This is a genomic window from Halobacillus sp. B23F22_5 (genome assembly GCF_043497085.1).
Classification (GTDB): Bacteria; Bacillota; Bacilli; order Bacillales; family Halobacillaceae; genus Thalassobacillus.
The window spans coordinates 193418-218534 of record NZ_JBIEKI010000001.1 but is presented as its reverse complement, the minus strand read 5'-3'; the positions used below and the strand labels follow the sequence as shown (position 1 = coordinate 218534).

Genomic DNA, 25117 nt, shown 5'->3' with positions numbered 1-25117 from the left:
CAGATAGTTAACATAGAAATTTATCAAAACCAGCTTAATTACCGTTCCATTGATGCTCTGGCTGGTTGGTGCTGTATCCTAGCAATCTCCTTTTTCATGCTATACTGAAAGAAAAAGGAGGGAAATCTATTGACAAAACAGGTGGAAAACGCGATTCAGGATGTTTATCCAGACGACTTTTCCTGGTGTTATGGATGTGGAAGGCTGAACAAAGAGGGCCATCACTTCCGAACAGGATGGGATGGAGATCATACAGTGACGGTTTACACGCCACGCCCGGAACATACGGCTGTGCCAGGTTTTGTGTATGGCGGGCTGACAGCTTCCTTGATCGACTGTCATGGAACAGGGTCAGCTGCTTTAGCCTTACATCGAAAAAATGGGCATGAGCCTGGTGACGGCGTAGATGCACCGCGTTTTGTAACGGCTTCTCTTGATGTGAAATTTCTGAAACCTACCCCGCAGGATGTTCCGTTGAAAGCTGTCGGTAAGGTAGAAGAAATCCACCCCAAGAAATTCAAAGTACATACAGAAGTGTATGCGGGGGATGTCCTTTGTTCCAAAGGAGAAGTAGTCGCTGCCTTGATGCCGGAATCATTCGGTAAATAATAGATTTACACCGCCACTCCTTAAATAGGGTGGCTTTCCTTTTGCAGGAAGGCAGTAATATAAATGGTTTTATTACCTATTATTTCTTGTAAAACTATTATTATCTTAGCTTAATGTCAGTGAAACCTCTTTACAGTATTCGTCTGTTAGACTAGGAATTGGCTTGCGAAAGACATACTTCGACAAGCTTCAACAACACGAATACTCTCTAGGAGGAATTTCATGTACACTTCAAAACTTTCGGTAAGAAAATATGTTGTCTCAACCGCTTTGGTTACGTCACTGGCATTCACGCCTGTTCTAAGTGACGGCGCTTTTGCAAAAGCTGACCCATCTGCAGGAGATACAGATACAAGTGTTTCTGACAATCAACAAGTCGAAACATCATTCCTTGATAAAGGCGACCGCGGCCAGGAAGTAGAAGCACTACAGACGGAACTGGAAGATCAGGGTTATTATACATATAACCTTGATGGAATATTTGGTCCGATTACAGAAGACGCAGTAAAAGACTTTCAGGCAGACCAAGGTCTTGCTGTTGATGGAATCGCTGGTCCAAACACATTGGCAGCATTAAACAGCACAACTGATAATGAAACTGCAGAGACTGAAACAGTTTCATTAGATGAAGATACTTCTTCTGAGGATGCAGCTTCCTCTTCTGATGTCGTATCTATCGCAGAAAGCTTAATCGGTACACCTTATGTATGGGGCGGTACTACTCCGGACGGCTTTGACAGCAGCGGGTTCATCCAGTATGTATTCGCGCAAGTCGGCGTTGAACTGGACAGAAAAGAAAGTGACATGTGGTTGAATAACGGTACTACTGTAGAATCTCCAAAAGTCGGGGATGTCATCTTCTTCGAAGGTACGTATGATACTGAAGGAGCTTCCCACAGCGGTATCTATATCGGCGATAACAAGATGATCCACGCTGGATCTGACGGTGTAGAAGTAGCCGACATCACCATCGATTACTGGCAAGATCATTATCTCGGCGTCAAATCTTTTCAATAAATCGTGACACTTAAAGCCAGGGCATGTGCCCTGGCTTTTTCTTTTGGCCACCCTGGATCCTCCATTATTTGTTTGCTTCGGAGTGAGCCATTTTATTTTTTCCATTCCTCTGCCAGCATGCCATATACCACATGGTCGACATAATGGTCATACAGCCATTCTGCTTGTCTGATTCTTCCCTCCTCAACATATCCTAAGCGTTCAGGAACCGCCCGGCTTTTCTTATTTCCTGCTGCTGCTTTAATATCCACCCGATTCATCCCCAATTCTTTGAAAGCATAATCGGTCAATGCTTTTGCTACTCTGGTCATAATACCGTTACCTTGATATTCTTCTCCAAGCCAGTAACCAATATAGGCGATTTTGTTGGTCCAGTCTATTTCATTGAATCCAGCAGTACCGACGATTTCTCCTTTATACATAATGAACGTTGTCATGCTTTTGTTATCTATGTAGCCTCTTCTCGTTAATTGGATAAAACTCTTTGTATCTGCCACTTTCTTCGTTCCATCAACCCATGGCAGCCACTCACGTAAATAGTGGCGTGAACGATCGGTTAATTCAAAAACCCGCTCTGCGTCGGAGACTTCGGGCAATTTCAGCGAGATTTCTTCATCGATTTTAAATGTAAACATTCAACTCCCCCTTATCATTTATTCCACTCACATCATACCCCAGGTCCTCCAAAATTTGGAGGACCTGGGGTAATCACTTCTTTACATTTCCTGTTCGGTTGGGCGGACGACGATTTCGTTGATGGCTACTTCGGCTGGTTCTTCCAGTGCGAAACGGATCGTTCTCGCAATGCTGTCTGGCTGAATCGCCATATCATAAAGGTCATCAACACCGGATTTCAGATCATCATCTGTAATGGTTGACGTCAGTTCTGTAGAAACTGCGCCTGGTGAAATGATGGTTGCCCGGATGTTGCTGTTTTTCGATTCTTCCATACGCAGACCATCAGTGATGGCACGAACCGCAAACTTGGTGGCACTGTATACCGCGCTGCCAGGGAAGACGACATGCCCTGCCACCGATGACAGGTTGATGATATGGCCCTGTTTACGTTCCCGCATATGCGGAAGTACAGCGTTAATTCCGTAAAGTACACCGCGAATGTTAACGTCGATCATTTTATCCCATTCGTCCACTTTTTGTTTGTTCAATAAGGATAAAGGCATCAGCCCGGCATTGTTCACCAGGGCATCAATTTGCCCAAATTCATCAATTGCATGTTCTGCGAGTTTTTCCATTTCCTCGTGGCTGGTGACGTCGGTTGCCTTGTAAGTGGCTTCTCCCCCATCTTGATTGATTTTATCTTTCAACTCCTGCAAGCGTTCCTCTCTTCGTGCTGCCAAAACCAATTTGGCACCTTTAGAAGATAGTTCTTTAGCGGTTTCTTCTCCAATTCCGCTGGAAGCTCCCGTAATGATTACTACTTTATCTTGTAAATTAGGCATTCCAATGCCCTCCTTTTGTCTCTAATTTTTAAACCTCCCTATTCCATTCCACTTCTATTGTCTACTAAACTTAGGTAAGGAAAAAGGTGACAAAATAGAATAGTTCAACATAAGCGAAAATAGTTTTCTTTTTTGAAAGGTTTACGGTTTTATGGCATAGAATTAGTGTAAGAATAAAATAAGGTGCTGATTACAGAGGAGGGAGCATAATGGACAAGATCGCAGTATTTTGCGGAGCCAGCATGGGAGCTTCGGAAGTATATGCAGAAGGTGCCAAGGCACTGGGAAAAGAATTGGCAAGAGAAAATATTACCCTCGTTTACGGCGGGGCAAGTGTCGGCATGATGGGAACAATTGCAGACGCCGTGCTTGAAGCAGGTGGACAAGCCGTTGGGGTCATGCCAGGTTTTCTGGATCAGAAAGAACATACCCACCAGCACTTATCCGAACTGATTGTAGTTGACTCGATGCATGAGAGAAAAGCGAAAATGGCAGAGCTTGCCGATGGTTTTATCGTGATGCCCGGCGGTGCGGGTACAATGGAAGAGTTTTTCGAGATTTTCACCTGGGCGCAGCTCGGGCTTCATCGAAAACCGTTCGGTCTATTTAATATCAATCAGTATTACGAGCCGCTCGTTGCGTTATTCAACCATATGGCAAGGGAACATTTTTTAGCAGAGAAACACCGGACGATGGCACTTGTAGACAGCGACCCAAAAGGACTGATTCATCAATTACAGAATTATGATGCTCCTTCCGGGACAAGGACTTATATCTCGGAAGAACAAACATAAGAAAACAGACCCGCGTGTGGCAGGTCTGTTTTCTTATATTCTTATTATTTTTTAGAAACCATAGTCTTGATCGCGATCTGTCAATGGAATATCATCGTAGCGGTCAGGGTCGAGGTTATAAACTTCTCCACTAGCAACCTGACTAATGATACCGTACACCCCGGTTTCCACTGCTTCCACCAGCTGACCTCGTTTCTTTTGACCATAACTCTGTGTTTGCCCGGTCACTTCAAACAGCACTGCCCCACTTCCATTCAGCGCAAAAGAGCCGAGTGCTGTACCAGGAAGGTCCAAATTTTGTGGGTAAAGGGTTATATTATCAAATGGTGAGTTCCCTCGTTGTTGCAAGGCATCATAAGCAGCCAGATTCAATTGCTTTGAAAGTTCTTCATTATAGGTGTCCGCATACTCACTGTATTTTTCTCCTTCTTCACTTTCCGGGTCTGGAATAAAATCTCCGGAGATAGAAAGCGTTACTTTATCATCACTGCCTTCCATATAATATTGCCCTTGATGGTGCAGATCGACAAACGCTTCTACCTTCCCATACTCATCCATCAAACCTTTATAAACATCTCGTACCGTCTGAGCTTCCGGAGTAATGTACCAGCCGGGCTGTGTGGAATCTGCAGGAAAGTCGGCTGGTTGTGGCTGATAATCTAAATCAGGGTTAAAATCACGATTGACATCAAAACCAGGCTGTGAAGCATAATCCCAATATTGATTCGTATACGTATAATAGTTCCAGGATGGCTCAGCACCTTCCAGCTGCGGAAAATCTTCCACGACCTCTTCCCATGTCATATCGTTCCCCCGGCGATTCAATTCTGTTGCATCCGGGTTGATCATCGGCATGGCTACGATAGTCACTTCCTCAAGAATCTTCTTTATCTCAGGGGAGTTATTAGAACCGAAATTCTGCAGCAAGTTCAGCAATGCAGCTGTACCTGTTTTTTCATTGCCGTGAATTTCACTTTGAAGCAACAGAACTTTATCGCCAGTTCCAACAGTTGCTGTATATATTTCACGCCCCTGGTTGGAGAAACCGGCCACTTCCACATCCACCGTGCCTTGACTGCTCTTTTCAATTTGAGCAAGCTTATTACTTAATTCTGCATGGCTGATAAAACCACCAATCGAATACTCCTGGTTTTCTGGTGTACCAGGGTTAGTACCATGAGAATCTGCATAAACAGGAGCGGCTAAACCAGCTGTAAGTACGACGGAACTGCACAGTAATGCGAATTTGTTCTTTTTTCTCAATGAAATTCCTCCTTTAAATTCTAGATTATTCTACTTAATTCTTCCTTTTTCTGCAGTCTCCTTTGCAAATTTTAAAAACAGAACGTTTGTCCGATAACAATAGGCCGTTACGACCATGATAAGTGAAAAATTTGTATGGACATCTGTATAATGAGAGTAGGTAAGCAAAAAAGGAGAGATTATTCTCATGGTACAAATAAAAATTGGCCTGGCAGGCATCGGTAAACTTGGAAGCGCGATGATGAGCCAATGGGAGAAACATAATATTTCCATCGGCATCTATCATCCTCATCAGGCAAAAGCAGAAAGTTTCATCAGCCACTATACGAATGGTTTCCTGCTAAAAGAAAAAGATATCACTGAATTGGACGTCATGCTCTTAGCGCTCCCTGCTAACCGGATCATTCCATTTCTCCAGGAGAGGAAAAACACGGATACCCTATTCATCAACATGGCCACTTCGTTAAGTACTGAAGAAGTGAGAAAGGAACTTCCAGATAGGAAGATTGCAGGTTTGAAGTTCATGGGGCATGCCGCTGATTTATCAGAGCACGGAAACGGCTTATTTATTACAGAGCAACAGCTTCCTGCAGCTCTTTTGAACGTTTTCCGTTACGTTGGAGAAGTAAAAAAGGATGATGAAGATGTAGTGATCAACGTCAATAAGATGGCTACTTACCAGGCAATCAAAGCAGCCGTTGAGATTGAATTAGAATTTGAAAGAAAGAACCTCCCGATGGAATATAAAGAAAGAGCTTTAACCTCCCTGGCCCCGGAAGTGATTCGCTCATACAGCAATGGGAAACTCGGCCATTTCGGACAGGAGATTGCCAAGGAGTTCAAAGAAAAACTTTAAAATTGTTTCACGTGGAACACAAATAAGGAAGACGCTATTTTCCTTAGCGTCTTCCTTATTTACGTGAGAACAATTCTGTTTTTAACCACTGAGAACTTTCAAATGCTGTTTAGATACAGGTTTTTCTTTTGGTCATTTCATCGGGAAAATCAATATAAGGATTGCGGTTGCCCTGGATTTCCTGGATCGCCTGATTACGGTGGCGTTCATAGATGGTTGGCGGATATGTCTGGTGCCATGCCTGCAGCAGTTCAATATCGATTGTCTTCAAATGGGAAGCTTCGATTTTATCGGGGTAGCGAAGCAGGAAGTAAAGCATGGCCCTTGCCACGGCTCCTTTTGCATACTCTGGCTCGAACAATCCATCTTCCGCTTTTCCGCATGCTTTTTCGATTCGTGATGCTTCCACCTGATCCGGGTCATAATTAGGAAAGTCGTGATAAGGATAGTTGCTCCGGATCGAGTTACAGACCGGATCGCATGTGAACAATTGGTGGATATCGCCCCGCATTGGTTCTTTGGCATTGTACCAGGATTGGGGAACAGTGTGCTCACAGTTATATTTGAATGCAGCAGCAATCCCCGCCAATTTCTCTCCACCAGGGTGCTTCTCTAACTTCTCTATTTCCCGGGTACGCTTCAAAGAAGTTTCATAGTCTTCCTTGATTACTTCTTCTGCGTCACGCTGGTGACCGGAATAAACACTCCTGAGCGTCCCATCAGGGCGTAAATCTACCCACGGATAGACATATTCACTTGGATCGTAACGAACCTGCCTGGTATGAGTTTCTTCCAGAAGCCGCCCCAGTGCTTGGAAGAGCTCTGCTTGATCCTCCTGGTCAAAATCAATATCCCGGTAATAATCAGCGATGGATTGGCGGTCTTTTTCGTTATCATAATAAGCTTTTTCATCTTTTTGAACGTTGGTTTTGTTCTTTCTTACTCTTGATAGAATCGTTTGAATATGCGTACGGTCCGTGGTTACAGACAAAAGTTCATTTTTAAGCTGCTGATTGAACATCGACACATGCATCCCTCCTGAAGCCGGTAATTTCCCCGGAGTCTCTTCCCAATATAGTCTCAAATCAGCTCCGCTTCCTTCTTTTCATTTGACGATATTTCTCTGCGTGCAACGCTTTTCTCGTTTGTTTCGAATAATCGAAATCTGCCAGCTTCTCTTTCATAACAGCAGATTCCTGCATTAATTCCTCGTCGCCCAGTTCTTTCGCCATGTCTTCCATATGAGAGACATTGCTATATAATAGATTCTTTCCTTCTTCGATATTTCCTTCATCAAATAATTGCAGAGCCTGTTCCAGCGTTTGCGCCGACTTGGTTACCTCTACCTCTTTATCCACCTTGGCATCACTAGGTTCTGACAGTTTTTCAAGGTCTGTGGTATAGGTGATTGAAACTGGATGGTCAAAAGAATAAGCTTTGGCCCCTTCTGTTACATCAATAAATTTCCCTGTTACCTGCATGAGCGCTGCATCCCCCTCAGCACCGGATGGAATGGCGCATTCTATTAGGAGTGACTTTGTTTCTTTGGCATAAATGTCACCCAACCGTATTTCTACCCCTTGTGCTGTATCACGAGGTTCATAACCCATGACACTTTTGATTACTACACCGTCGACAGGCTGCAAGGTCAATGTCACGTTCTGGGCAATGACAGATAACAAACCATCTAATTCTTTGGCAAAGATAGCAGGGATTTCTTCGACTTCATCAATAAAATAAAAATTGCCCTTACCTGCGTCAGCGATTGTTTCCAGCAACTCTTCATCAAAGTGCTCACTGACTCCCATGGTCGTTGTGACGGCGCCTGCTGTATGATAGTCTTCGGTAATATATTTCAGCTGGTCGATGTCTATAATTCCTGCGTTGGCTACTCCATCAGACAGCAGCAATACACGGTTGACATAGTTATCGACCTGCTGTTGCAAAACATTTTGACACCCCTGAATCATTCCACCGCTTAAATTGGTTATCCCACCTGTTTCGATAGCATCGATCCTATTTTTCAAGAAATCTTTATGGGTGACTGGCTGGGCATCAAACACGGTTTCTACATCGCCATCGAAAACGACCATATTCATCAGGTCCTGCTCCGATAACTGATTGACGACAAACTTACTCGCCTCTTTGCAATAGTGAAGCGGCTTGCCTGTCATGGAACCGCTGCGGTCAAGTACAACCGATAGATTTATTGGAGAACGATTCATTTCTTTCACATCATCAGCAGACAGTTCCAGGAGAATATACATCGAATCTTTTCCAGTCGTAGGGACATAAGGGAACTGAAGGGCATGGGAAAGGCTTACATGGTTATTCATGTTACAACACTCCTCTAGGAAATATATTGTTTATGGTTAGAGGATAGCACCCCTTCCCCTATCCACCCTCCCTGAAAAATGTAAAGGTATTTCCGCGGAACATCCATGCTGAGTTCCCCGGGACATCCAGATATTGGAGAACCCAAGGCAGGATATATGATATTTGTCATGTATCCTACCTGACGTTTATGTCTTACAACCATGACACGGATTCTTTATGATAAAGGTGGCGTAATTAAAAGCCGCAAAAAAGTATGTATCATAAGGAGTTAATCCCATGACTAATCAAAAAAAACAAGCACAATTACGAAAAAATGTTTCTGCTTTTGCTAAGCCTGATATGTTGGCTGGAATCAGGCAGTTGATCAACACACTGGCACCATTCTTCGTGTTATGGTTCCTTGCTTACCAAAGTTTATCTGTTTCGGTGTGGCTGACCGTAGCTCTAGCCAGTTTAGCAGGTGGTTTTGTCGTCCGGATGTTCATCATCTTCCATGACTGTACCCACCAATCGTTCTTTAAAAGTAGTAAAGCCAACCGGATCATTGGTAACATTACTGGTATTCTTACGATGTTTCCCTTTGAAAAATGGAAACGGGAACATGCCATCCACCATGCAACCAGCGGGAATCTGGATAAGCGTGGCACCGGTGACATTTGGGTAATGACCGTCGACGAATATAAAGAAGCAAATGTATGGCAGCGTCTGGCTTATCGCTTATATCGTAATCCATTCGTTATGTTTGGCCTTGGACCATTTCACTTGTTCTTATACTCCAATCGTTTCAACCGGAAAGATGCGAAGCGAAAAGAGCGTATGAACACTTATTTGACCAATGCATCTATCGCAGTCATCTATTCCCTTCTCATCTGGGCAATTGGCTGGCAGGCATTCCTTATCATTCAAATCCCAGTTCTTTATGTAGCAGGTTTTCTGGGAATCTGGTTATTTTATGTCCAGCATCAGTTTGAGGATTCCTATTTTGAAGAGGAAAGTGAGTGGGATTTTGTGAAGGCTGCCGTAGACGGAAGTTCTTATTATAAACTTCCGAAAGTGCTGCAATGGATATCCGGGAGTATCGGCTTTCACCATGTGCATCACTTAAGTCCACGGGTTCCTAACTATCACCTGGAAGAAGCGCATGAGTCAACACCGCCGCTTCAAAAAGCGACCACTATTACAATCGCTTCCAGTTTAGAATCGATCCGCTTCCGTCTTTATGACGAGAAAAATAAAAAATTCATCAGCTTTAAAGAAATGAAACAGCAACTGCGCAAGCCCGCAACAACCACTACTAACCTGGCGCGCAAACAGCCAAGCTTTCAACAAAAATAATTCAAAAACACCCATTCATACAGCATGGAATGGGTGTTTTGCTGTAAAATAAAACTATAATCGTTTCGGAGTCAAAAATAAGGAGGACACTATGCAGAACTGGTATCATATCATCCCGAAAAACACAGGACTCAGCATCTATGTGTGGATCATCTTTTGTGGTCTGCCGTTCTTTTTTATCTTCCGCTCTTCATCAGCGCTGGATATTGTCTCCGGTATTTTCATGGTATTGTTTTTTTTCCTTGCCTATCGCCTTTCTTTCATCTCGGACAACTGGATGGTCTACGTCTGGGTAAGCATCGAAATGGCAATCAACATCGTCATGACCATCCTTTTCGGCTACATTTATTTCTCGCTTTTCCTGGCATTTTTCATTGGAAATATTCGCAGTAAAGCGGGTTTTCTGACATTATATATCGTCCATCTAAGTACGACTGTAGCGACAACCACCTTTGTTTTCATCATTAAGAATGAATCGCTTTTTCCACATCTTCCATTTATCATCATCAGCGTGCTTGGCGTTATTCTGCTTCCTTTCACGATTTATTATCGAAACAAACGGATCGACTTGGAAGGAAAGCTCGAGGATGCTAACAAACGAATTTCTCAATTACGCGTCATCGAGGAACGAGAGCGGATTGCACGGGATTTACATGATACACTTGGGCAAAAGTTATCCTTGATCGGTTTGAAAAGTGATTTGGCTGGAAAATTGGTTGATATCAAACCTGATGTGGCAAAGAATGAAATACATGATATTCATCAAACAGCACGTACCGCATTAAAAGAGGTTCGGGAAATGGTCTCCAACATGAAGGGGGCCAACCTCCAGGAAGAAACTATCCGGGTACGGCAATTACTGGAAGCGGCGCAGATTGAGTTTCAGCTCGAAGGAGATGCTGAACTCCCCCATACCCCGCCGCTGGTAGAAAATGTGTTGAGTATGAGCTTAAAAGAAGCCGTAACCAATGTCGTCAAACATAGTAAAGCAACCGTCTGCCGTATTATCATTCAACAATCACCCAAAGAAACAAAAATTACAGTTGAAGATAATGGAACTGGAGTTTCTAAAGAAAGGGATGTTACCCAGGGACATGGGCTTCAAGGAATGAAAGAACGTCTGGAGTTCGTCAACGGCAGCCTGGAGGTTTTTTCGTCTAAAGAAAATGGAACCACCCTTCATATTGAAGTGCCAAATGTAATTCAACAAACGAAACAGGAGGAATCGGGATGATTCGTATTGTCATTGCCGAAGACCAGCGCATGCTGTTAGGAGCGCTCGGCTCACTGCTTGACCTGGAAGAGAATATGGAAGTCGTTGGAAGTGCAAAAAATGGGGAAGAAGCCTGCGAACTGGTAAAGAAACACAACCCGGATATATGTATCATGGATATCGAAATGCCTATAAAAACGGGTCTCGAGGCCGCGGAAGAATTGAAAGATCACCCATGTAAAATCATCATACTGACCACCTTCGCAAGAGCGGGTTATTTTGAGCGGGCACAGAAAGCGGGCGTAAGTGGTTATTTGCTGAAAGACAGCCCAAGTGAGGAACTGGCAATTTCAATCCGCAAAATCATGGAAGGTCAGCGCATCTATGCTCCAGAGCTGGTGGATCTCGCTTACGGCGATGAAAACCCATTGACGGAACGGGAAGTCCAAGTCATCCAGCTGATGGCTGACGGGAAGAACACGAAAGAAATTTCAAAGCAGCTGTACATTACCCCCGGCACCGTCCGTAATTATATTTCAGTGATATTGGATAAACTAGAGGTCGGCAACCGGATCGAAGCCATATCTCGTTTTAAGGAAAAAGGCTGGTTCAAATAAAAACAGCCATAAATTAAACAGCCATGCCCCTTATCCTTGTAAGGGGGCATGGCTGTTTTTGAATGTTTTACTAGACAAGTAGCAGGAATACTAGACAGGACAGCGTGTTAACTAGACAAAGCGAAAAACTTACTAGACATTTTCAAGAATTTACTGGACAATTTTCGTACTTTATTAGACTAATATAATAATTTACTAGAAATTATTTACCTTTTCTAGACAAATATCCTAACCTAAAAAGGAATACACAGCACTTTCTGGCTCTCATCGCTCCAGTTCAATATATTCCCTTACTAACTTCCATTCCCCACCTTCTTTTCTCCAGACAAACATACACTGAGCAGGGTATGGATCCCCGTTTATCCGGTTGATTTCCCTCCCCAGCACAAGATATTCTTTTCCCTTGTGTCTTTCAGTAATCGATGCCGCTTCAAAACTTTTCTCGGCATCCCCATATTGTTGTAACACGGCATCCAGGTCATACTCATCATACTTGTATTGATCAGGCTGTTCGAGATTGGAGTGCGCCCAGTAGCCAACGAAGTTCCTGGACATGAATTTACGTATCGTTTTTCCGCTTTTGCTTACAAAACCTTCATTCCATGCCTGGAAGTAATCCTTTAATACTGCTTCGATTTTTTCCATAGATATACTCCTCTCTACTAGTTACATTCGATTACTGCCATCTTTTTCCTCCCCATACTCAAATAAAGAGCGGAAAAGCCCGCTCTTACTTGCTAGTTATTCCACTTTTGTCCATTCACCACCGCTTACTTCAAAAGCAAAGTCATTAGGTGAAACTTCTACGATGGCACTTCCACCGGTAGGATTACCGTTAGCGATAATATCCGTCATTTCCAGGCTTACTCCACTTAGTCTTGCCCAGTAGATGCCGTCCCCTTCAAGTTTGTACTTGCCAGGTTCAATATCTACACCAACCAGATAGATTCCACTGGAAAATGATTTCTTGATATCATGCCGCTCTTTTTCAGCACCATCATACAATCTCCAGCCACCATTCCCAAAACTGACGGCCGCATCAGATTCTTTAATTTCCATGTAATATGGTCCGTTTGGATTTGCATTAGCGATAATATCGTCGAGTTCACCACTGAATCCTGCTAACCTTTCCGCATAGACACTGCCGTCTGGATTGTAATAGATTCCTGGTTCAATTTCAGTGCCAACTTCATACATCCCGCTGGAATACGTTACAGGCTCAGGTTCAGTATCTTCTTCTACTACTTCTTCCTCAGTTGCTGTCTCCTCTGCTTCTGTTTCTCCCGCACCTTCTGTTTCAGCTGTTTCTTTCTCTTCTGTCACAGGTTCCTCTGCCGGTTCTTCAGCACTTGCCTCAGTGGCAGGATTTACATCCACTTGTGCTTCTGTATCCTCTCCTTCTCCACCACCTGAAACACCAATTATGATAATAACGGCGACGACCCAAAACCACCAACGTTTAAAAATACTTTTCTTTGCCTTTTCTTTAGCCATTCCTGACACGCTCCCTTTCGTTGTGTTTTATATTGATTACTGTAGATAAATCGTATCACCGCATAGGAAAGAGACCCTCACAAAAAAACGCAAGGGTAAAAGGAATAAATTTAAATCGTTGTAAAATGTAAGCGTTTTATTAAATGCTAAGTCGGGAAATGTCTTAAAGATGCAACTTCCCAGAGCTTCTTACTTCACACTACTTAAAGGAGAGGAATATATATTGGCAGATAACCGTGGAGTCGTTTATACGGGTGCTGGCAGTGTCGAAGTGCAGGATATCAGCTTTCCGGATCTGGTGCTTCATGAAGGCCCAGGTGTTCCGAAAAGTAATGCAGGCCGGAAGTGTGAACATGGGGTAATTTTGAAGAATATCGTTACGAATATTTGCGGAAGTGACCAGCATATGGTGCGCGGACGTACGACTGCCCCGTCAGGGCTTGTGCTCGGTCATGAAATTACTGGTGAAGTTATTGAAGTTGGACGTGATGTGGAATTTATCAAGAAAGGAGATATTGTATCTGTCCCTTTCAACGTGGCATGCGGACGGTGTAAAATGTGCAAACGCCAGGACACGCATATTTGTCTGAACGTCAACCCCGAGCGCCCTGGAGGAGCTTACGGCTATGTAGATATGGGCGGCTGGGTTGGCGGCCAGTCGGAATACGTCATGGTTCCATATGCGGACTTTCAATTACTTAAGTTCCCCGACAAAGAAAAAGCGATGGAAAAAATTTTAGATTTGACGATGCTGTCTGATATTTTTCCTACTGGTTATCATGGTGCAATCAGTGCCGGTGTGACTACCGGTTCGACCGTATATGTGGCGGGAGCCGGACCTGTAGGGCTTGCGGCAGCTCACTCTGCCCAGTTATTAGGAGCGTCGGTCGTCATTGTGGGAGATCTGAAGGAAGAACGGTTAGCACAGGCAAGAAGTTTCGGTTGTGAAACAATTAACCTGAAAGAGCATGACGACCCTGGTGAGCTGATTGAACAGATTTTAGGCGTTCCGGAAGTCGACTGCGCTGTTGATGCTGTCGGTTTTGAAGCTTATGGCCACGGTACCGATCATGAAGAAGCACCTGCAATTGTACTGAACACGATGATGGATGTCGTGGAAGCTGGAGGTAAAATGGGTATCCCCGGACTTTATGTCACAGAAGACCCTGGGGCGGAAGATGAAGATGCCAAACAAGGTTCATTGAAAGTCAGATTCGGGCTTGGATGGTCGAAAGCCCATCATTTCGTCACCGGGCAGACACCTGTGATGCAGTACCACCGCCAGCTGATGATGGCCATCCTGAATGGGAAAGCGAATATTGCGGAAGCAGTCAATGCTACCGTCATTTCACTGGATGAAGCTCCACAGGGGTATAGTGATTTTGACAGTGGTGTTTCGAAAAAATTCGTAATCGACCCACACGGAATGCTAAGATAAAAAACTAGAAAAAGCACAGAGCTTATCGATGCTCTGTGCTTTTTCATCTACTCACCTATGATACAGCTTATACATTTTCTCCGCTTCCGCTTTGATTTTATCCTTCAGCTCCGGCGGGCCGATTACTTCCGCACTGCTCCCCCAAGTCAGCAGCCATCCGACGAGGCCGTCGCTTAGGACTGCTTTCGTTTTCAATGTGAAATAGCCGTCGCTCCCTTCTTTGATCGGGACGTTTTTTCCAAACCGGTCGATGATGACGTTGATCAGATGGTCGGCAAATTTGATTTCGATCCATTGTTCGGTTCCGGTGAACATGTTAAAGAGCTGGTGGGTGTACTGCGAAATATCAAAGTCATCCTGCTGCTTGAACTCCTCCGCCGTGATTTGCAATTTCACGATCCGGTCGACACGGAAATGACGGAGATCCTGATATTCCGGCGACCAGCCGATCAAGTAATAATAGTCCTGATTCCACACTAAAGCATACGGATGAAGATGATACGTTTTCCCGTCCCTGCTCAGGATGAATTCTTTCTTCACGTTGTACCTGCCATATTGGAACTTAATCGTTTTATGGTCGTTGATAGCGTTATGTAAATTATAAATGGCATATTTAACTTTGCTGGACTGGCTATGCGCTGTTTCATGATCGATATGAATCTGGTTCTCCAGTTTGGCGGCGAGATTTTCACTCGTCAGCTGCTTGATTTTTCCGATCAGCCGCTCTTTTTCTTTCTTGGTAATGAACCGGGCAGACACGACGGCATCGCTTAAGAGCCGGAGTTCCTGAATTTCAAACAGGCGGTTCTGGAAACTGTAATATTTCGGCTTGCCATTCATCTCCTGGTTGACGATCAGATCGATGACATTGGACGTCTCGAACGTGTTGAGGTCTTCTTTAATCAAACGTTTATTAAAATCGTAGTTTTGGTCGAATTCTTTATGTAGGCGGTCGACAATTTCATTTAAGGTCAGTTCGTTTTCATCATCCGTGTATTTTTCGAGCACATTTTTCAAAACCAATACCCGTTCCCGGGTTGTCAGATTACTCATAAACTGCCACCCTCTCTGTTAAAACTATCTATATTTTACCATTAACTACTAAATAATAAAGCAGCCTCCCTGATATCAGAAGGCTGCTTTATTATATATTATGAAGTTTTCGTCCAGTACGCTGCTTCGCCCGTTTCCGTAGAAGGAGGGAACTGTTCGCCTTTTTCTAATTTAATAGATGTATCATCCTTGCTGGCGTCCCCGCCATTCACAAGACTTTCTACTTTGTAAGTGCCGCCTTCTGGTGCTTTTTCGCCTGTTTTATGCTTGTTATTAGCCATGTTCATCATACCTCCTGAATTTTTATTATTGTAAAGGGTGTTACTCTTTTCATTGCACCTTGGCCATAATAATAAACGTAATTTGGCAGATTTGGGCAAAAAGGATGATAGGAGACATGGCATGCACATTTAACTGTAGAGGCCGACGTTTATCGTCGCAACTTGCCCAATTAATCAGCACGGACGTACGATTATAGTGCGAAAAGCTAAAAACAGGAGCTACGAATGGAAGGCTGTTTGGAACTGGACATTAGATGGGTAGGGAATTCAAAAAGATATTGGAAAGGAGTGGGCACATGTATCAGGATATTTTGCAGCAGACATCCCATCGCTCGACCCTGGCGACCCGCTCTATCATTATGCACGTTCCCAACGAGTCCTTTTCTGGCCGCTGAAAAAAATAACCTGACGCCTCCTTATTTTGCGGGGCGTTTTCATTTGGGCGGACTACCAATTTACAGGATTTGGTTATTGCCAGTTAATAGTATAGGTTACTAAAAAGATGGTAAGGATGGGGATAGAGAAACTAGAACTAATAATGTAGGGGTTGCTTATCATGTCAAGATTTTTCCGTCGTAAACGTCAAACCCCCAAGGAGAATACTCCCCCTGACAAAATTGGAAAATCGCTTCAAAATAACATTGACCAGTTCAAGCAGACGCTCGGCGATAGTACGGATATTGTGATCCGAAACTTTAAGGCTGGTCAGACTGGCGCTATGGATATTGCTGTCCTTTATACGTCCGGGCTTGTAGACGAAGCGATTGTTCATGAATTTGTACTCGATACATTAATGGTGCAAATCAGACAGACGCCTTTGGATACGATAGAAAAAGAAGATTATCAGATTATTAAAGAGTTCGCGATGACAGGCGGCAACATCACCGAAATTGATACGATGGAAAAGCTGTTCAATCACGTGTTATCCGGAGATACTGTCGTCATGCTGGATGGTTCGATAAAGGCGATGGCGATTGATACGAGAGATTGGGAGTCACGGGGCGTTGAGGAGCCTTCAACACAATCGGTCGTACGTGGGCCGAAGGAAGGTTTTACAGAGACACTCAGGACCAATACAGCTCTGCTGCGGAGAAGGATTAAAGACCCAAACCTGTGGATTCGCAGTAAACCGATCGGTTCCAAGAGCAAAACAGATGTAGCGGTCGTTTACTTGCACGGAGTAGCCGATGAGAAGGTTGTCAAAGAAGTCTATCATCGATTGAATAAAATCGATATTGACGCAATCTTAGACAGCGGCTATGTAGAGGAATTAATCCAGGATGAAACGTATACACCTTTTCCGACGGTGTACAACAGTGAACGGCCCGACACGATTGCGGCCGGTATCCTGGAAGGAAGGATCGCCATCGTCGTGGACGGCTCCCCATTCGTGCTGCTTGTCCCGGCCTTATTCGTGAATTTCTTCCAGTCAGCAGAGGACTATTTTCAGCGGGCGGATTTCTCAACACTCATCCGTATGATTCGTTATTTAGCCTTTTTCCTTGCCTTACTGACGCCATCAGTCTACATCGCCTTAACCACCTACCACCAGGAAATGATCCCGACCTCGCTGTTGGTCAGCTTATCGGCACAACGGGAAGGTGTGCCATTTCCGGCTTTCGTAGAGGCCTTACTGATGGAAATCACCTTCGAAATTCTCAGGGAAGCGGGAGTCCGCCTTCCTAAGGCTGTGGGATCTGCAATTTCAATTGTCGGGGCGCTGGTGCTTGGGCAGGCAGCAGTTGAAGCTGGCATCGTCTCATCTGCCATGGTCATTGTCGTATCGTTGACTGCGATTTCAAGCTTTGTGTCTCCAAGCTTTAATTTTGCGATATCGATCCGGATGCTACGCTTCGGTTTCATGGTTCTTGCTGCTACGCTCGGATTATTCGGAATTCTGCTTGGACTGATCATTCTGACGCTGCACCTTTCGAGTCTGCGGTCTTTCGGTGTGCCTTACCTGGCACCAATGGCACCGTTCATTGTTGCGGATCAGAAAGATGCTATTCTCCGGTTTCCACGGTGGAAACTCACTACCCGGCCGCGTCTGATCAGCCAGCAGAATATCACCCGGGAAGCAGGAGAAGCGCCGAAACCACCGAAGCGTTCCCGACGGAAGAAAAGGAAGAAACAAGAATGAAACGAAAAACCTTACTGAAGCTGGCGACGTTAAGTATATGCGCCCTTTTGCTGTCGGGCTGCTGGAGTAAACGGGAACTGAACGAAATTGGGATTGTGACCGCCATCGGAATCGACCTTCAGGAAGATCAGTATAAAGTTACGGTCCAGGTGATCAACCCGAGTGAAGTTTCTTCCCAGGAAATGACGACACGTACCGCGGTTTCTACCTATACCGCTGTTGGCAATTCTATTTTTGAAACCGTCAGGAGGCTGATCACCCAGACTCCGCGTCAGGTCTATATGGCTCACGTGAGGGAAATTGTTTTTGGAGAAGAAATGGCCAAAGAAGGTATCGGGAAAGCGTTGGACTTCTTATCCCGTGATCATGAAATGAGGACAGACTTCCATTTGACCGTCGCAGAAGGCATGGAAGCAGAAGATTTACTGAAAGTGCTGACGCCGTTAGAACGAATTCCAGCAGAAAAAGCGTATTCAGCAATCAAAGGCGGAAAAGAGTATTGGGCTCCGGTTCAATCGGTGAAAATCAGTGATGTACTCAGTGCCATGCTTTCGGAGGGAGATAACCCCGTGCTTACTGGAATGCATGTCATTGGGGATCCGGAGCAAGGGAGCAACCTCGACAACGTCGAAAAAGTAAACTCACCAACAAGCATCGAAATCAGCCGGCTTGCAGTCTTCCAGAAAGAACAGCTGGTCGGCTGGCTGACGGAGGAGCAAAGCAAAGGGTATAGCTATATTGTCGACAAGGTTCATAGTTCCGCTGAATACGCTCCATGTGAGGATGCTGCCCAAGGCGGTATCACTTTGGAAATTTTTGACGCCACCAGCTCAATGGAAGCCGTCGTCCAAGCTGGAAAGCCAAAGGTGACCGTTTCTATTGAAATCGATGCCGGGATCGCAGAAGTCGAATGTCCGTTGAAGCTTTCTGAAACAGCTGTCATACATCAGGTTGAAAAACAGTTTGAACAGCGGATGAAAACCATGGTCACAGGCACGGTCGAAGTGCTGCAGCAAGAATTAAAAAGTGATGTACTAGGCTTTGGAGAACTGATTCATCGTACAGATAAAACGTATTGGAAATCTGTAAGCAAAGATTGGGAGAACATCTTTCCTGAAGTTGAAACAGAAGTGGAAGTAAAAGTAAATATTAAACGGACGGGTACGATCGTTGATGCTTATCAGAAGGACATGGAGGAGTAGCAGCTATGGAAGTCATTCTATTGACCACGCTGCTCGTATGGGCGGGAGCTGGTATAAGGAAATTGCGCAAACAGGGGTTATGGAAAGATATGATTGTCTACGCCTGTATATGGGCGACGGCGGCGACCATTATTATGCTGTACCGGTTCAACATCCCTGTCCCGAACCCTCTGGATGGCATCGCCTATGTTTATCAACCACTGAATAACTTATGGAAACAATGGTTCTCTTGATAGATGGGAGGGAAGGTCATGGAACTCAACGAAAAAATCACATTAAGACAGTTCAATTTATTGATGATTTTATTTATTATCGGTACCTCCATCCTTCTCTCTCCAGCTAGCCTGGCCAATTATGCCGGTAATGATGCCTGGCTGAGCGCTATTTTATCCGTCGGTATCGGTATGGTCATCGTCATCCTATTCTGGATGATCAGTCGGCAGTTCCCAGGCAGCAATCTTGTCGATATCAGTGAACAGGTATTAGGAAAATGGATCGGTAAAATGGTATCCCTGCTGTTTGCCTTTTTTTCACTGCTATCTGCCGCCACCGTTTTATGGGTGATCGGCAATTTTCTCGTAACACAAATCATGCCGGAAACGCCGATGATGTTCCTCCATTTCCTGCTAATGGCCTCTGTCGTCTATGGGGTATTATTAGGAATCGAAGTTATCTCCAGGACGGCCGAAATATTTTTCCCTTACATTGTTACCCTGCTGATGATTATTTTCTTGTTCAGTATTCCTTCGGTAAAAATCGATCTGATTCGGCCTTTACTTGATGAGGGCTTCAAGCCTGTTTTGGAAGGAGCTCTTTTCGACGTCAGCGTCTCCATGCTGCCTCTGATTGTATTGTTCATGTTTTACCCTAAACTGGTCACAGATAAGAATCGAGCGTTTCCAAAATTGTTAATCAGCTACTTGATAGCTGGAGGTTTTATCGTGGCAATTACATTTGTTACCACCACGGTACTGGGTGTCAAAATAACTGCTAATCAAACGTATCCCACCTATGTGGTTGCCAAAAGCCTGAATGTGGAGGGTCTGATTCAACGGGCAGAGGTTGTCATTGCGGTTTCCTGGCTGCTGACCATCTTCTTTAAATTATCATTATATTTTTATGCCTCTGTGACTGTATTGGCACAGACATTGAATCTAAAAACGTACCGCACGATAACGGTACCGATGGGGATGCTGACGGTCGCTCTATCGTTAATCGTCTACCCGAGTACGACCTACGCCAACGAATGGAATGAAACGACCTGGTTATGGTTTGCCCTTACATTCGGGATCGCCTACCCGCTGCTGCTTTCCTTTATTGGCAGGCTTCGGGGGGGGCAAGGGAAGAAGCCATCCTAAGAGAGGAAGTTGAATAATGGGGACAGAAAAAATCAATGGACTCCAATTTTTTATAATGATTCTCTTATTTGAACTTGGCAGTGCGGTCGTGCTTGGGTTCACTTATGAAGCTGGCGGAAGTTCCTGGATCGTGATTCTCCTAAGCATGCTGGCAGGGATTGTTCTCTACTTATTGTTCACCCACTTAGCTAACTATCATCCGACCCTTACCTTGACAGAAGCTGGCCTTAAAATTGCGGGTCCGATCATCGGCCGGGTGATCGCCTTCCTCTATATCGGTTACTTTTTTTATATCGCAGCGAGGGTGCTCGGTGATTTCAGCAATCTCATCCAGATGACCATATTGCGACTGACTCCCCTGATCGTGGTAGCAGGTGTATTTACATTCATGGTGGTGATTGCTTCCTACCTTGGAATTGAAGTGATCGCAAGAACAGCAGAAACTTTCTTCCCATGGGTCATCTTTTTTAGTGCCTTATTTCTTTTATTTGTTTACATCGATGGACTGCCGGACTTCAGAAATCTGCAGCCCATCCTGGATGAAGGCTGGGAGCCAATCCTGACGACTGTCTTCCCCCAGGGGATGACGTTCCCATTCGGTGAATTGATCGTGTTCATGATGTTTTTCCCTTATCTTGCTGCTCCAGACAAAAAGACGAGTATTGGCATTGCCGGGGTGATTGTCAGCGGGTTGATGCTGACCCTGACTCAGGTTACGATTTTAGCTGTCCACGGAGCGGAAGCAGCCAAGCTGTTGACGATACCCCTTCTGGAAACCATTTCACTCGTCAATATCCAGGACATTATCCAGCGGATGGACCCGTTAATCATCATAACTATGATCATTCTCGGCTTTTTTAAAATCGCTATATTCTTTCACGCCGCCATCCTCGGCATGCATAAAACTTTTCATATCCCGCGTTCTAAGCGGATCTGGCTTGTAAGCGGCACGGGGGTCCTGTTGCTGGTCACCACGTATCTGATCAGCCATAATTACGTAAGTCACGTGGATATCGGTTTGAATATTGTACCGTTGTATGTCCATGTCCCGCTGCAATTCATTCTGCCATCCTTATTGATCGGGGTCGCCTTCATCCGATATAAAATGTTGAAAACAAGTAAGTGATTAAGCCTGGACAAGCTGGATTACATTGCCGCAGGTATCGTCAAAAACAGCAACCATTGATCCTCCCATTTTCGTCGGTCTGGTTGTAAATTTCACACCCAGCCCCTCGAGGCGTTCATACTCATCATAGATATCATCTACAGCAAAAGACGCTGCTGGAATCCCTTCCCGGTAAATTGATTCCTGATATTGTTTTGCCGCTGGATGAAGGTTCGGTTCCAATAATAAGTCGATATCGCCCGACCCTTCCGGTGAAACCACCGTCAACCAGCGAAAATCTCCCGCCGGAAGGTCCATTTTTTTCTCAAACCCGAGTACCTCGGTATAAAATTGCAACGCCTTCGCCTGATCTTTTACAAACACACTGGTGATATAAATACGCATTGTTATCCTCCTTTTTACATCGAACCTGGGATCGGTTCGTAAAGCTCGATCAAGTTCCCTGCCGGGTCGCGGAAATGAGCCACCTTAATACCCCAGTCCCGCTGTTCCGTCGGTGTGGTGATAAAGGAAACTTTCTTTTTCCACTCGTGGTAAACCTCTTCAACATTGTCCACGTTAAAAACGAGCGTCGTAGTATCATAGCTTTCCGCGTCGCGATCATAGACTTCCCCGATCGCTTCAGTCATCTGTTTTCGCTCGAACAAGCCTATTGTCGCATCTCCTATTCCCTCAAAGTTCGCATAATTCGAATGCTCATCTCCCCAGGCAACCTCAAAGCCAAGGGTGTCCCGGTAGAAAAAGAAGCATTCCTCGTAATTATCGACAAGCAATCGTACATGTGTCAATTTCATAGAATCCCCCCATTCCCTTACTACTTCGACTGATGATACAGGAATCCTCCTAGACACTCACCCATAAACGTATTTTGCATAGCTTATTATACAGGGAAAAGAGACTAATCGGGGAGCGTGTTAATGTGAAGGCAAAAGTACTCCACTATTTCGCCGGCGACCATACGGCAAAAGGATTTTACACATTGTATGATAGCTGTTTTCAGGATATCGGCCTGGTATATAAACTGAACGGAACCTCTCCAGCTGTAAAATCAAATATTATGAAGAAACTGGCAGATGCATCACAGGAAAAAGGCATGGCGGTCGAGTTGATCCATCGTTCATCAGACCCGGAAGAACTGGATGGCGTCATTTTACCGGAGATGAAAATCGGACTCGTGGACGGCGACTTATACAATGGTGCCGGAAAGGACGTCGATGCAGATACTTCCATCGATACAGATCAGCTGGTCGATCAGGAAGATGAAATCCTCGGTCTGAAAGAAAAAATTGAAAACGAATTTTCTTCAGCGCACGCTTCCTTTGCAACTGGTCTGCACATTCACGATGGCCTGGAGGAGATCTACATCAATCAGATGGATTTTGCCAAAGCCAACCAGCTGGCTGTAGAGCTTAACGATCGATTCTTCGAAGGGTTAACAGCAACGGGCCGTGAAGCCGTCATTAAGCACCGCTTCTTTGGCGCATCGACTCCTCAAGGCGTGATGGACTATATCGAAAACCTTACTGAAGATCTGGATAAACGCTATTTCATCAAAGGTCGGGCAGGGACAGGAAAGTCTACATTATTGAAAAAAATCGCAGCCCAAGCGGAGGAGCTCGGCTTTGATATTGAAATGTACCATTGCGGGTTTGACCCGGAAAGCATGGATATGGTGGTCGTACGTGAACTGGGATTCTGTGTTTTTGATAGCACCGATCCACATGAATATTTTCCAGAGAAAGATAGCGATGAAATCATTGATATTTACGAAAAAGCCGTTACCCCCGGCACAGACGAAAATTACGCCACCGCGATCATGGAATTGAACCGCAGCTATAAGTCTTATATGAAAAACGGTATCGTCATTTTACAGGAAGCGAAGCGATTACATGACCAGCTTGAGCACATCTACGCTGCTGCAACCGATGACAGCAAAGTGGATACGCTGGTTGAGCAGCTGAACGCCGAAATTGACGCCTCACAGAAGGCCTGATTGCCTTTTTATCCAAACCAAAAAGCCAGCCACTATCCTGAGTGGCTGGCTTTTCTAGTTAATTCCACACTTCGTCGGCGATTTCGATAACATGCCTGATTTTCGCCCATTGCTCCGCTTCCGAAAGAATATTGCCTTCCTCGGTGGATGCGAAGCCGCATTGCGGGCTGAGACACAGCTGGTCTAACGGTACATACTCCCTCGCTTCCGCAATACGTGCTTTGATGCGGTCTTTGTCTTCGAGCTCGCCGGTTTTAGACGTAATCAATCCAAGTACCACACGGAGGTCACCACGCTTCACATAACGGAGCGGCTCGAATCCGCCTGAGCGATCGTCATCATACTCGAGGAACAATCCATCGACATTCAGTTCACTGAATAATGTCTCGGAAACAGCGTCATACCCTCCTGATGCTGTATAGGTGGAGCGGAAATTCCCACGGCAAATGTGCATTGTAATAGTGAGGTCATCGGGCTTGTCAGCAATAGAAGTATTGATGGCCTGGACAAATAGCTGCCTTAATTTATCTGGCTCCTGGCCACGGTCACGAATCATCTTTTGGCCTTCTTCCGAGAAAAACACTGCCCAGGATGTGTCATCCAGCTGAAGGTAGCGGCAGCCGGCATCATAAAATGCCTGGATTGCTTTTTGATAGGCTTTCGTCAAATCCTTCAGCAGCTCGTCTTCATTTTCATAGATTTCTTTGTTAATATCCCCACGGAAAAACAACATGTTCGGGCTTGGAATCGTGAACTTCGGGGTATGTTCCTCCCCTACGAGTGAATGGAGAAATTTATAATGCTCGATCATCGGGTGCCTGTCGCTGAAATCGACTTTGTCAATGACACGGACAGAATGGGGCTTGGTTTCCACCCCTTTGAACTGGATGCCTGACGCTGGCTCGTACCCTTCGACTCCCTCTAAATTTTCGAGAAAATCAAAATGCCACCAGGCACGGCGGAAATCTCCATCTGTGATGGATTGCAGGCCGGCTTCCTTTTGCTTTTCTACAAGTTTGATAATCTCTTCATCTTCTATTCTCGTTAATTCTTCTGCAGAGATTTCCCCTTTTTCTCTTTGCTGGCGTGCTTTCTTCAGCCGCTCCGGCCGGAGGAAACTCCCGACATGGTCCCCGCGGAATGGTGCTCTTATTGTTTTTGTTTCTGCCATTTCTGATCCTCTCCTCTGCTTAGAAAAAGTTGGGCTTGTCACCAGGTATTTATGGCGAAAGCCTTCGTTTTTTCTTATACTTTAATCCTTTAACAAAGGTAAACTTACTTAAAGTATAAAAAATAAAAGCCTCTTCCAATAAGAAGAGACTTTGTAATTGAATTCGCCACTTCTTATCTTTCAAGTTTTTTTCAACTTGCAGGAATTAGCACCTTGTAATCATACAGGTTGCTGAGGTGTCACCGGGCCATACCCTCGACCTCTCTCGATAAGAAACTATATACAATTTTCAGAAAGTAGTATGCTAGTAATCATATCAGCTGTAAAGAAAAAAATAAAGCCGGAAAAAATTTTTTCTGA

26 protein-coding genes and 1 riboswitch are annotated in these 25117 nt (G+C 44.8%); of the genes, 14 read left to right on the top strand and 12 right to left on the bottom strand.

The features are described 5' to 3' along the window. Positions 1 to 129 precede the first annotated feature (129 nt). Together ACGTN9_RS01085 and ACGTN9_RS01080 are read left to right on the top strand one after the other, a co-directional pair. Positions 130 to 609: a PaaI family thioesterase gene (locus ACGTN9_RS01085; RefSeq protein WP_499589682.1), complete on the top strand. Its 480-nt coding sequence runs from the start codon at positions 130 to 132 to the stop codon at positions 607 to 609. Positions 610 to 831: 222 nt separating this feature from the next. Then, a complete protein-coding gene (locus ACGTN9_RS01080) occupies positions 832 to 1626 on the top strand; it encodes a C40 family peptidase (protein WP_499589680.1) in 795 nt (264 codons plus the stop codon). A 92-nt stretch (positions 1627 to 1718) separates the two neighbouring features. Here ACGTN9_RS01080 and ACGTN9_RS01075 read toward each other — a convergent pair whose 3' ends face one another. Then, positions 1719 to 2261: a GNAT family N-acetyltransferase gene (locus tag ACGTN9_RS01075; protein ID WP_499589677.1), complete on the bottom strand. Its 543-nt coding sequence runs from the start codon at positions 2259 to 2261 to the stop codon at positions 1719 to 1721. A gap of 81 nt (positions 2262 to 2342) precedes the next feature. Beyond that, positions 2343 to 3086 (bottom strand): SDR family oxidoreductase, encoded by a 744-nt coding sequence (locus tag ACGTN9_RS01070; RefSeq protein ID WP_499589676.1) that lies wholly within the window; start codon positions 3084 to 3086, stop codon positions 2343 to 2345. A gap of 209 nt (positions 3087 to 3295) precedes the next feature. On the opposite strand from ACGTN9_RS01070, the gene ACGTN9_RS01065 reads away from it, so the two are divergent. Further along, the gene (locus ACGTN9_RS01065; RefSeq protein WP_499589674.1) at positions 3296 to 3880 is read left to right on the top strand and encodes an LOG family protein; all 585 of its coding nucleotides are present in this window, start codon (positions 3296 to 3298) and stop codon (positions 3878 to 3880) included. Positions 3881 to 3931: 51 nt separating this feature from the next. On the opposite strand, the gene ACGTN9_RS01060 is transcribed toward ACGTN9_RS01065, so the two are convergent. After that, positions 3932 to 5143 (bottom strand): M14 family zinc carboxypeptidase, encoded by a 1212-nt coding sequence (locus tag ACGTN9_RS01060; RefSeq protein ID WP_499589672.1) that lies wholly within the window; start codon positions 5141 to 5143, stop codon positions 3932 to 3934. A gap of 187 nt (positions 5144 to 5330) precedes the next feature. On the opposite strand from ACGTN9_RS01060, the gene ACGTN9_RS01055 reads away from it, so the two are divergent. Continuing rightward, positions 5331 to 5999, top strand: a complete 669-nt coding sequence (locus ACGTN9_RS01055) for an NAD(P)-binding domain-containing protein (protein ID WP_499589670.1) — start codon at positions 5331 to 5333, stop codon at positions 5997 to 5999. 109 nt (positions 6000 to 6108) lie between these two features. Here the strand turns inward: ACGTN9_RS01055 and ACGTN9_RS01050 are convergent, their stop codons facing one another. Together ACGTN9_RS01050 and ACGTN9_RS01045 are read right to left on the bottom strand one after the other, a co-directional pair. Then, positions 6109 to 7020 carry an endonuclease I family protein gene (locus ACGTN9_RS01050; RefSeq protein ID WP_499590485.1) on the bottom strand — a complete coding sequence of 304 codons (912 nt, stop codon included), beginning with the start codon at positions 7018 to 7020 and terminating at the stop codon, positions 6109 to 6111. Between the two features lie 64 nt (positions 7021 to 7084). After that, complete coding sequence (locus tag ACGTN9_RS01045; protein WP_499589668.1) at positions 7085 to 8335, bottom strand: vWA domain-containing protein; 1251 nt, start codon at positions 8333 to 8335, stop codon at positions 7085 to 7087. Positions 8336 to 8612: 277 nt separating this feature from the next. Here ACGTN9_RS01045 and desA point away from each other — a divergent pair, with 277 nt between their 5' ends. From desA to ACGTN9_RS01030, 3 genes are all read left to right on the top strand, one after another. Beyond that, positions 8613 to 9671 (top strand): Delta(5) desaturase DesA, encoded by a 1059-nt coding sequence (desA, locus tag ACGTN9_RS01040; protein ID WP_499589666.1) that lies wholly within the window; start codon positions 8613 to 8615, stop codon positions 9669 to 9671. A 91-nt stretch (positions 9672 to 9762) separates the two neighbouring features. Continuing rightward, positions 9763 to 10905 (top strand): histidine kinase, encoded by a 1143-nt coding sequence (locus ACGTN9_RS01035; protein ID WP_499589664.1) that lies wholly within the window; start codon positions 9763 to 9765, stop codon positions 10903 to 10905. Then, on the top strand, positions 10902 to 11501 hold the full coding sequence (locus ACGTN9_RS01030) for a response regulator (RefSeq protein WP_499589662.1): 600 nt from the start codon (positions 10902 to 10904) through the stop codon (positions 11499 to 11501). The genes ACGTN9_RS01035 and ACGTN9_RS01030 overlap by 4 nt, the downstream gene beginning before the upstream one ends. 264 nt (positions 11502 to 11765) lie before the next feature. On the opposite strand, the gene ACGTN9_RS01025 is transcribed toward ACGTN9_RS01030, so the two are convergent. Together ACGTN9_RS01025 and ACGTN9_RS01020 are read right to left on the bottom strand one after the other, a co-directional pair. Continuing rightward, positions 11766 to 12146 carry a nuclear transport factor 2 family protein gene (locus ACGTN9_RS01025; protein WP_499589660.1) on the bottom strand — a complete coding sequence of 127 codons (381 nt, stop codon included), beginning with the start codon at positions 12144 to 12146 and terminating at the stop codon, positions 11766 to 11768. A gap of 96 nt (positions 12147 to 12242) precedes the next feature. Beyond that, complete coding sequence (locus tag ACGTN9_RS01020) at positions 12243 to 12995, bottom strand: Rv1352/Rv1906c domain-containing protein (protein ID WP_499589658.1); 753 nt, start codon at positions 12993 to 12995, stop codon at positions 12243 to 12245. Between the two features lie 223 nt (positions 12996 to 13218). On the opposite strand from ACGTN9_RS01020, the gene fdhA reads away from it, so the two are divergent. Then, on the top strand, positions 13219 to 14433 hold the full coding sequence (gene fdhA / locus ACGTN9_RS01015) for a formaldehyde dehydrogenase, glutathione-independent (RefSeq protein ID WP_499589656.1): 1215 nt from the start codon (positions 13219 to 13221) through the stop codon (positions 14431 to 14433). A gap of 51 nt (positions 14434 to 14484) precedes the next feature. Here the strand turns inward: fdhA and ACGTN9_RS01010 are convergent, their stop codons facing one another. Then, positions 14485 to 15486 (bottom strand): helix-turn-helix transcriptional regulator, encoded by a 1002-nt coding sequence (locus tag ACGTN9_RS01010; protein WP_499589653.1) that lies wholly within the window; start codon positions 15484 to 15486, stop codon positions 14485 to 14487. A 98-nt stretch (positions 15487 to 15584) separates the two neighbouring features. Then, complete coding sequence (locus tag ACGTN9_RS01005; protein ID WP_062443282.1) at positions 15585 to 15767, bottom strand: YjzC family protein; 183 nt, start codon at positions 15765 to 15767, stop codon at positions 15585 to 15587. A 556-nt stretch (positions 15768 to 16323) separates the two neighbouring features. Here ACGTN9_RS01005 and ACGTN9_RS01000 point away from each other — a divergent pair. From ACGTN9_RS01000 to ACGTN9_RS00980, 5 genes are read left to right on the top strand one after another with little or no spacing between them, the layout of a single operon-like run. After that, positions 16324 to 17907, top strand: a complete 1584-nt coding sequence (locus tag ACGTN9_RS01000; RefSeq protein ID WP_499589651.1) for a spore germination protein — start codon at positions 16324 to 16326, stop codon at positions 17905 to 17907. Continuing rightward, a complete protein-coding gene (locus ACGTN9_RS00995) occupies positions 17904 to 19109 on the top strand; it encodes a Ger(x)C family spore germination protein (protein WP_499589649.1) in 1206 nt (401 codons plus the stop codon). Before ACGTN9_RS01000 ends, ACGTN9_RS00995 begins: the two co-directional genes overlap by 4 nt. Positions 19110 to 19114: 5 nt before the next feature. Then, complete coding sequence (locus ACGTN9_RS00990) at positions 19115 to 19342, top strand: hypothetical protein (protein ID WP_499589647.1); 228 nt, start codon at positions 19115 to 19117, stop codon at positions 19340 to 19342. Positions 19343 to 19360: 18 nt separating this feature from the next. Then, positions 19361 to 20467 carry a GerAB/ArcD/ProY family transporter gene (locus ACGTN9_RS00985; RefSeq protein WP_499589645.1) on the top strand — a complete coding sequence of 369 codons (1107 nt, stop codon included), beginning with the start codon at positions 19361 to 19363 and terminating at the stop codon, positions 20465 to 20467. Between the two features lie 16 nt (positions 20468 to 20483). Next, complete coding sequence (locus ACGTN9_RS00980; RefSeq protein ID WP_499589643.1) at positions 20484 to 21593, top strand: GerAB/ArcD/ProY family transporter; 1110 nt, start codon at positions 20484 to 20486, stop codon at positions 21591 to 21593. On the opposite strand, the gene ACGTN9_RS00975 is transcribed toward ACGTN9_RS00980, so the two are convergent. Beyond that, complete coding sequence (locus tag ACGTN9_RS00975) at positions 21594 to 21977, bottom strand: VOC family protein (protein WP_499589641.1); 384 nt, start codon at positions 21975 to 21977, stop codon at positions 21594 to 21596. A gap of 14 nt (positions 21978 to 21991) precedes the next feature. Continuing rightward, the gene (locus ACGTN9_RS00970) at positions 21992 to 22387 is read right to left on the bottom strand and encodes a VOC family protein (RefSeq protein ID WP_499589639.1); all 396 of its coding nucleotides are present in this window, start codon (positions 22385 to 22387) and stop codon (positions 21992 to 21994) included. 125 nt (positions 22388 to 22512) lie between these two features. Here ACGTN9_RS00970 and ACGTN9_RS00965 point away from each other — a divergent pair, with 125 nt between their 5' ends. Beyond that, complete coding sequence (locus tag ACGTN9_RS00965) at positions 22513 to 23586, top strand: PRK06851 family protein (RefSeq protein ID WP_499589637.1); 1074 nt, start codon at positions 22513 to 22515, stop codon at positions 23584 to 23586. Positions 23587 to 23644: 58 nt separating this feature from the next. Here ACGTN9_RS00965 and ACGTN9_RS00960 read toward each other — a convergent pair whose 3' ends face one another. Beyond that, positions 23645 to 24757 (bottom strand): 5-methyltetrahydropteroyltriglutamate--homocysteine S-methyltransferase, encoded by a 1113-nt coding sequence (locus ACGTN9_RS00960; protein ID WP_499589635.1) that lies wholly within the window; start codon positions 24755 to 24757, stop codon positions 23645 to 23647. A gap of 170 nt (positions 24758 to 24927) precedes the next feature. Then, positions 24928 to 25032, bottom strand: a riboswitch (SAM riboswitch). Positions 25033 to 25117 lie beyond the last annotated feature (85 nt).

Excerpts from the sequence above, each read along its gene's own strand:
- ACGTN9_RS01025 (WP_499589660.1), bottom strand. The coding sequence starts at position 12,146 with ATGGAAAAAATCGAAGCAGTATTAAAGGATTACTTCCAGGCATGGAAT.
- ACGTN9_RS00985 (WP_499589645.1), top strand. The coding sequence starts at position 19,361 with ATGGAACTCAACGAAAAAATCACATTAAGACAGTTCAATTTATTGATG.
- ACGTN9_RS00990 (WP_499589647.1), top strand. The coding sequence starts at position 19,115 with ATGGAAGTCATTCTATTGACCACGCTGCTCGTATGGGCGGGAGCTGGT.
- ACGTN9_RS00995 (WP_499589649.1), top strand. The coding sequence starts at position 17,904 with ATGAAACGAAAAACCTTACTGAAGCTGGCGACGTTAAGTATATGCGCC.
- ACGTN9_RS01030 (WP_499589662.1), top strand. The coding sequence starts at position 10,902 with ATGATTCGTATTGTCATTGCCGAAGACCAGCGCATGCTGTTAGGAGCG.
- ACGTN9_RS01045 (WP_499589668.1), bottom strand. The coding sequence starts at position 8,335 with ATGAATAACCATGTAAGCCTTTCCCATGCCCTTCAGTTCCCTTATGTC.
- ACGTN9_RS00980 (WP_499589643.1), top strand. The coding sequence starts at position 20,484 with ATGGGGACAGAAAAAATCAATGGACTCCAATTTTTTATAATGATTCTC.
- ACGTN9_RS01010 (WP_499589653.1), bottom strand. The coding sequence starts at position 15,486 with ATGAGTAATCTGACAACCCGGGAACGGGTATTGGTTTTGAAAAATGTG.
- ACGTN9_RS01005 (WP_062443282.1), bottom strand. The coding sequence starts at position 15,767 with ATGGCTAATAACAAGCATAAAACAGGCGAAAAAGCACCAGAAGGCGGC.
- ACGTN9_RS01055 (WP_499589670.1), top strand. The coding sequence starts at position 5,331 with ATGGTACAAATAAAAATTGGCCTGGCAGGCATCGGTAAACTTGGAAGC.
- ACGTN9_RS01075 (WP_499589677.1), bottom strand. The coding sequence starts at position 2,261 with ATGTTTACATTTAAAATCGATGAAGAAATCTCGCTGAAATTGCCCGAA.
- desA (WP_499589666.1), top strand. The coding sequence starts at position 8,613 with ATGACTAATCAAAAAAAACAAGCACAATTACGAAAAAATGTTTCTGCT.
- ACGTN9_RS01065 (WP_499589674.1), top strand. The coding sequence starts at position 3,296 with ATGGACAAGATCGCAGTATTTTGCGGAGCCAGCATGGGAGCTTCGGAA.
- ACGTN9_RS00975 (WP_499589641.1), bottom strand. The coding sequence starts at position 21,977 with ATGCGTATTTATATCACCAGTGTGTTTGTAAAAGATCAGGCGAAGGCG.
- ACGTN9_RS01035 (WP_499589664.1), top strand. The coding sequence starts at position 9,763 with ATGCAGAACTGGTATCATATCATCCCGAAAAACACAGGACTCAGCATC.
- ACGTN9_RS01080 (WP_499589680.1), top strand. The coding sequence starts at position 832 with ATGTACACTTCAAAACTTTCGGTAAGAAAATATGTTGTCTCAACCGCT.
- ACGTN9_RS01050 (WP_499590485.1), bottom strand. The coding sequence starts at position 7,020 with ATGTTCAATCAGCAGCTTAAAAATGAACTTTTGTCTGTAACCACGGAC.
- ACGTN9_RS00970 (WP_499589639.1), bottom strand. The coding sequence starts at position 22,387 with ATGAAATTGACACATGTACGATTGCTTGTCGATAATTACGAGGAATGC.
- ACGTN9_RS01020 (WP_499589658.1), bottom strand. The coding sequence starts at position 12,995 with ATGGCTAAAGAAAAGGCAAAGAAAAGTATTTTTAAACGTTGGTGGTTT.
- ACGTN9_RS01000 (WP_499589651.1), top strand. The coding sequence starts at position 16,324 with ATGTCAAGATTTTTCCGTCGTAAACGTCAAACCCCCAAGGAGAATACT.
- ACGTN9_RS01070 (WP_499589676.1), bottom strand. The coding sequence starts at position 3,086 with ATGCCTAATTTACAAGATAAAGTAGTAATCATTACGGGAGCTTCCAGC.
- ACGTN9_RS00960 (WP_499589635.1), bottom strand. The coding sequence starts at position 24,757 with ATGGCAGAAACAAAAACAATAAGAGCACCATTCCGCGGGGACCATGTC.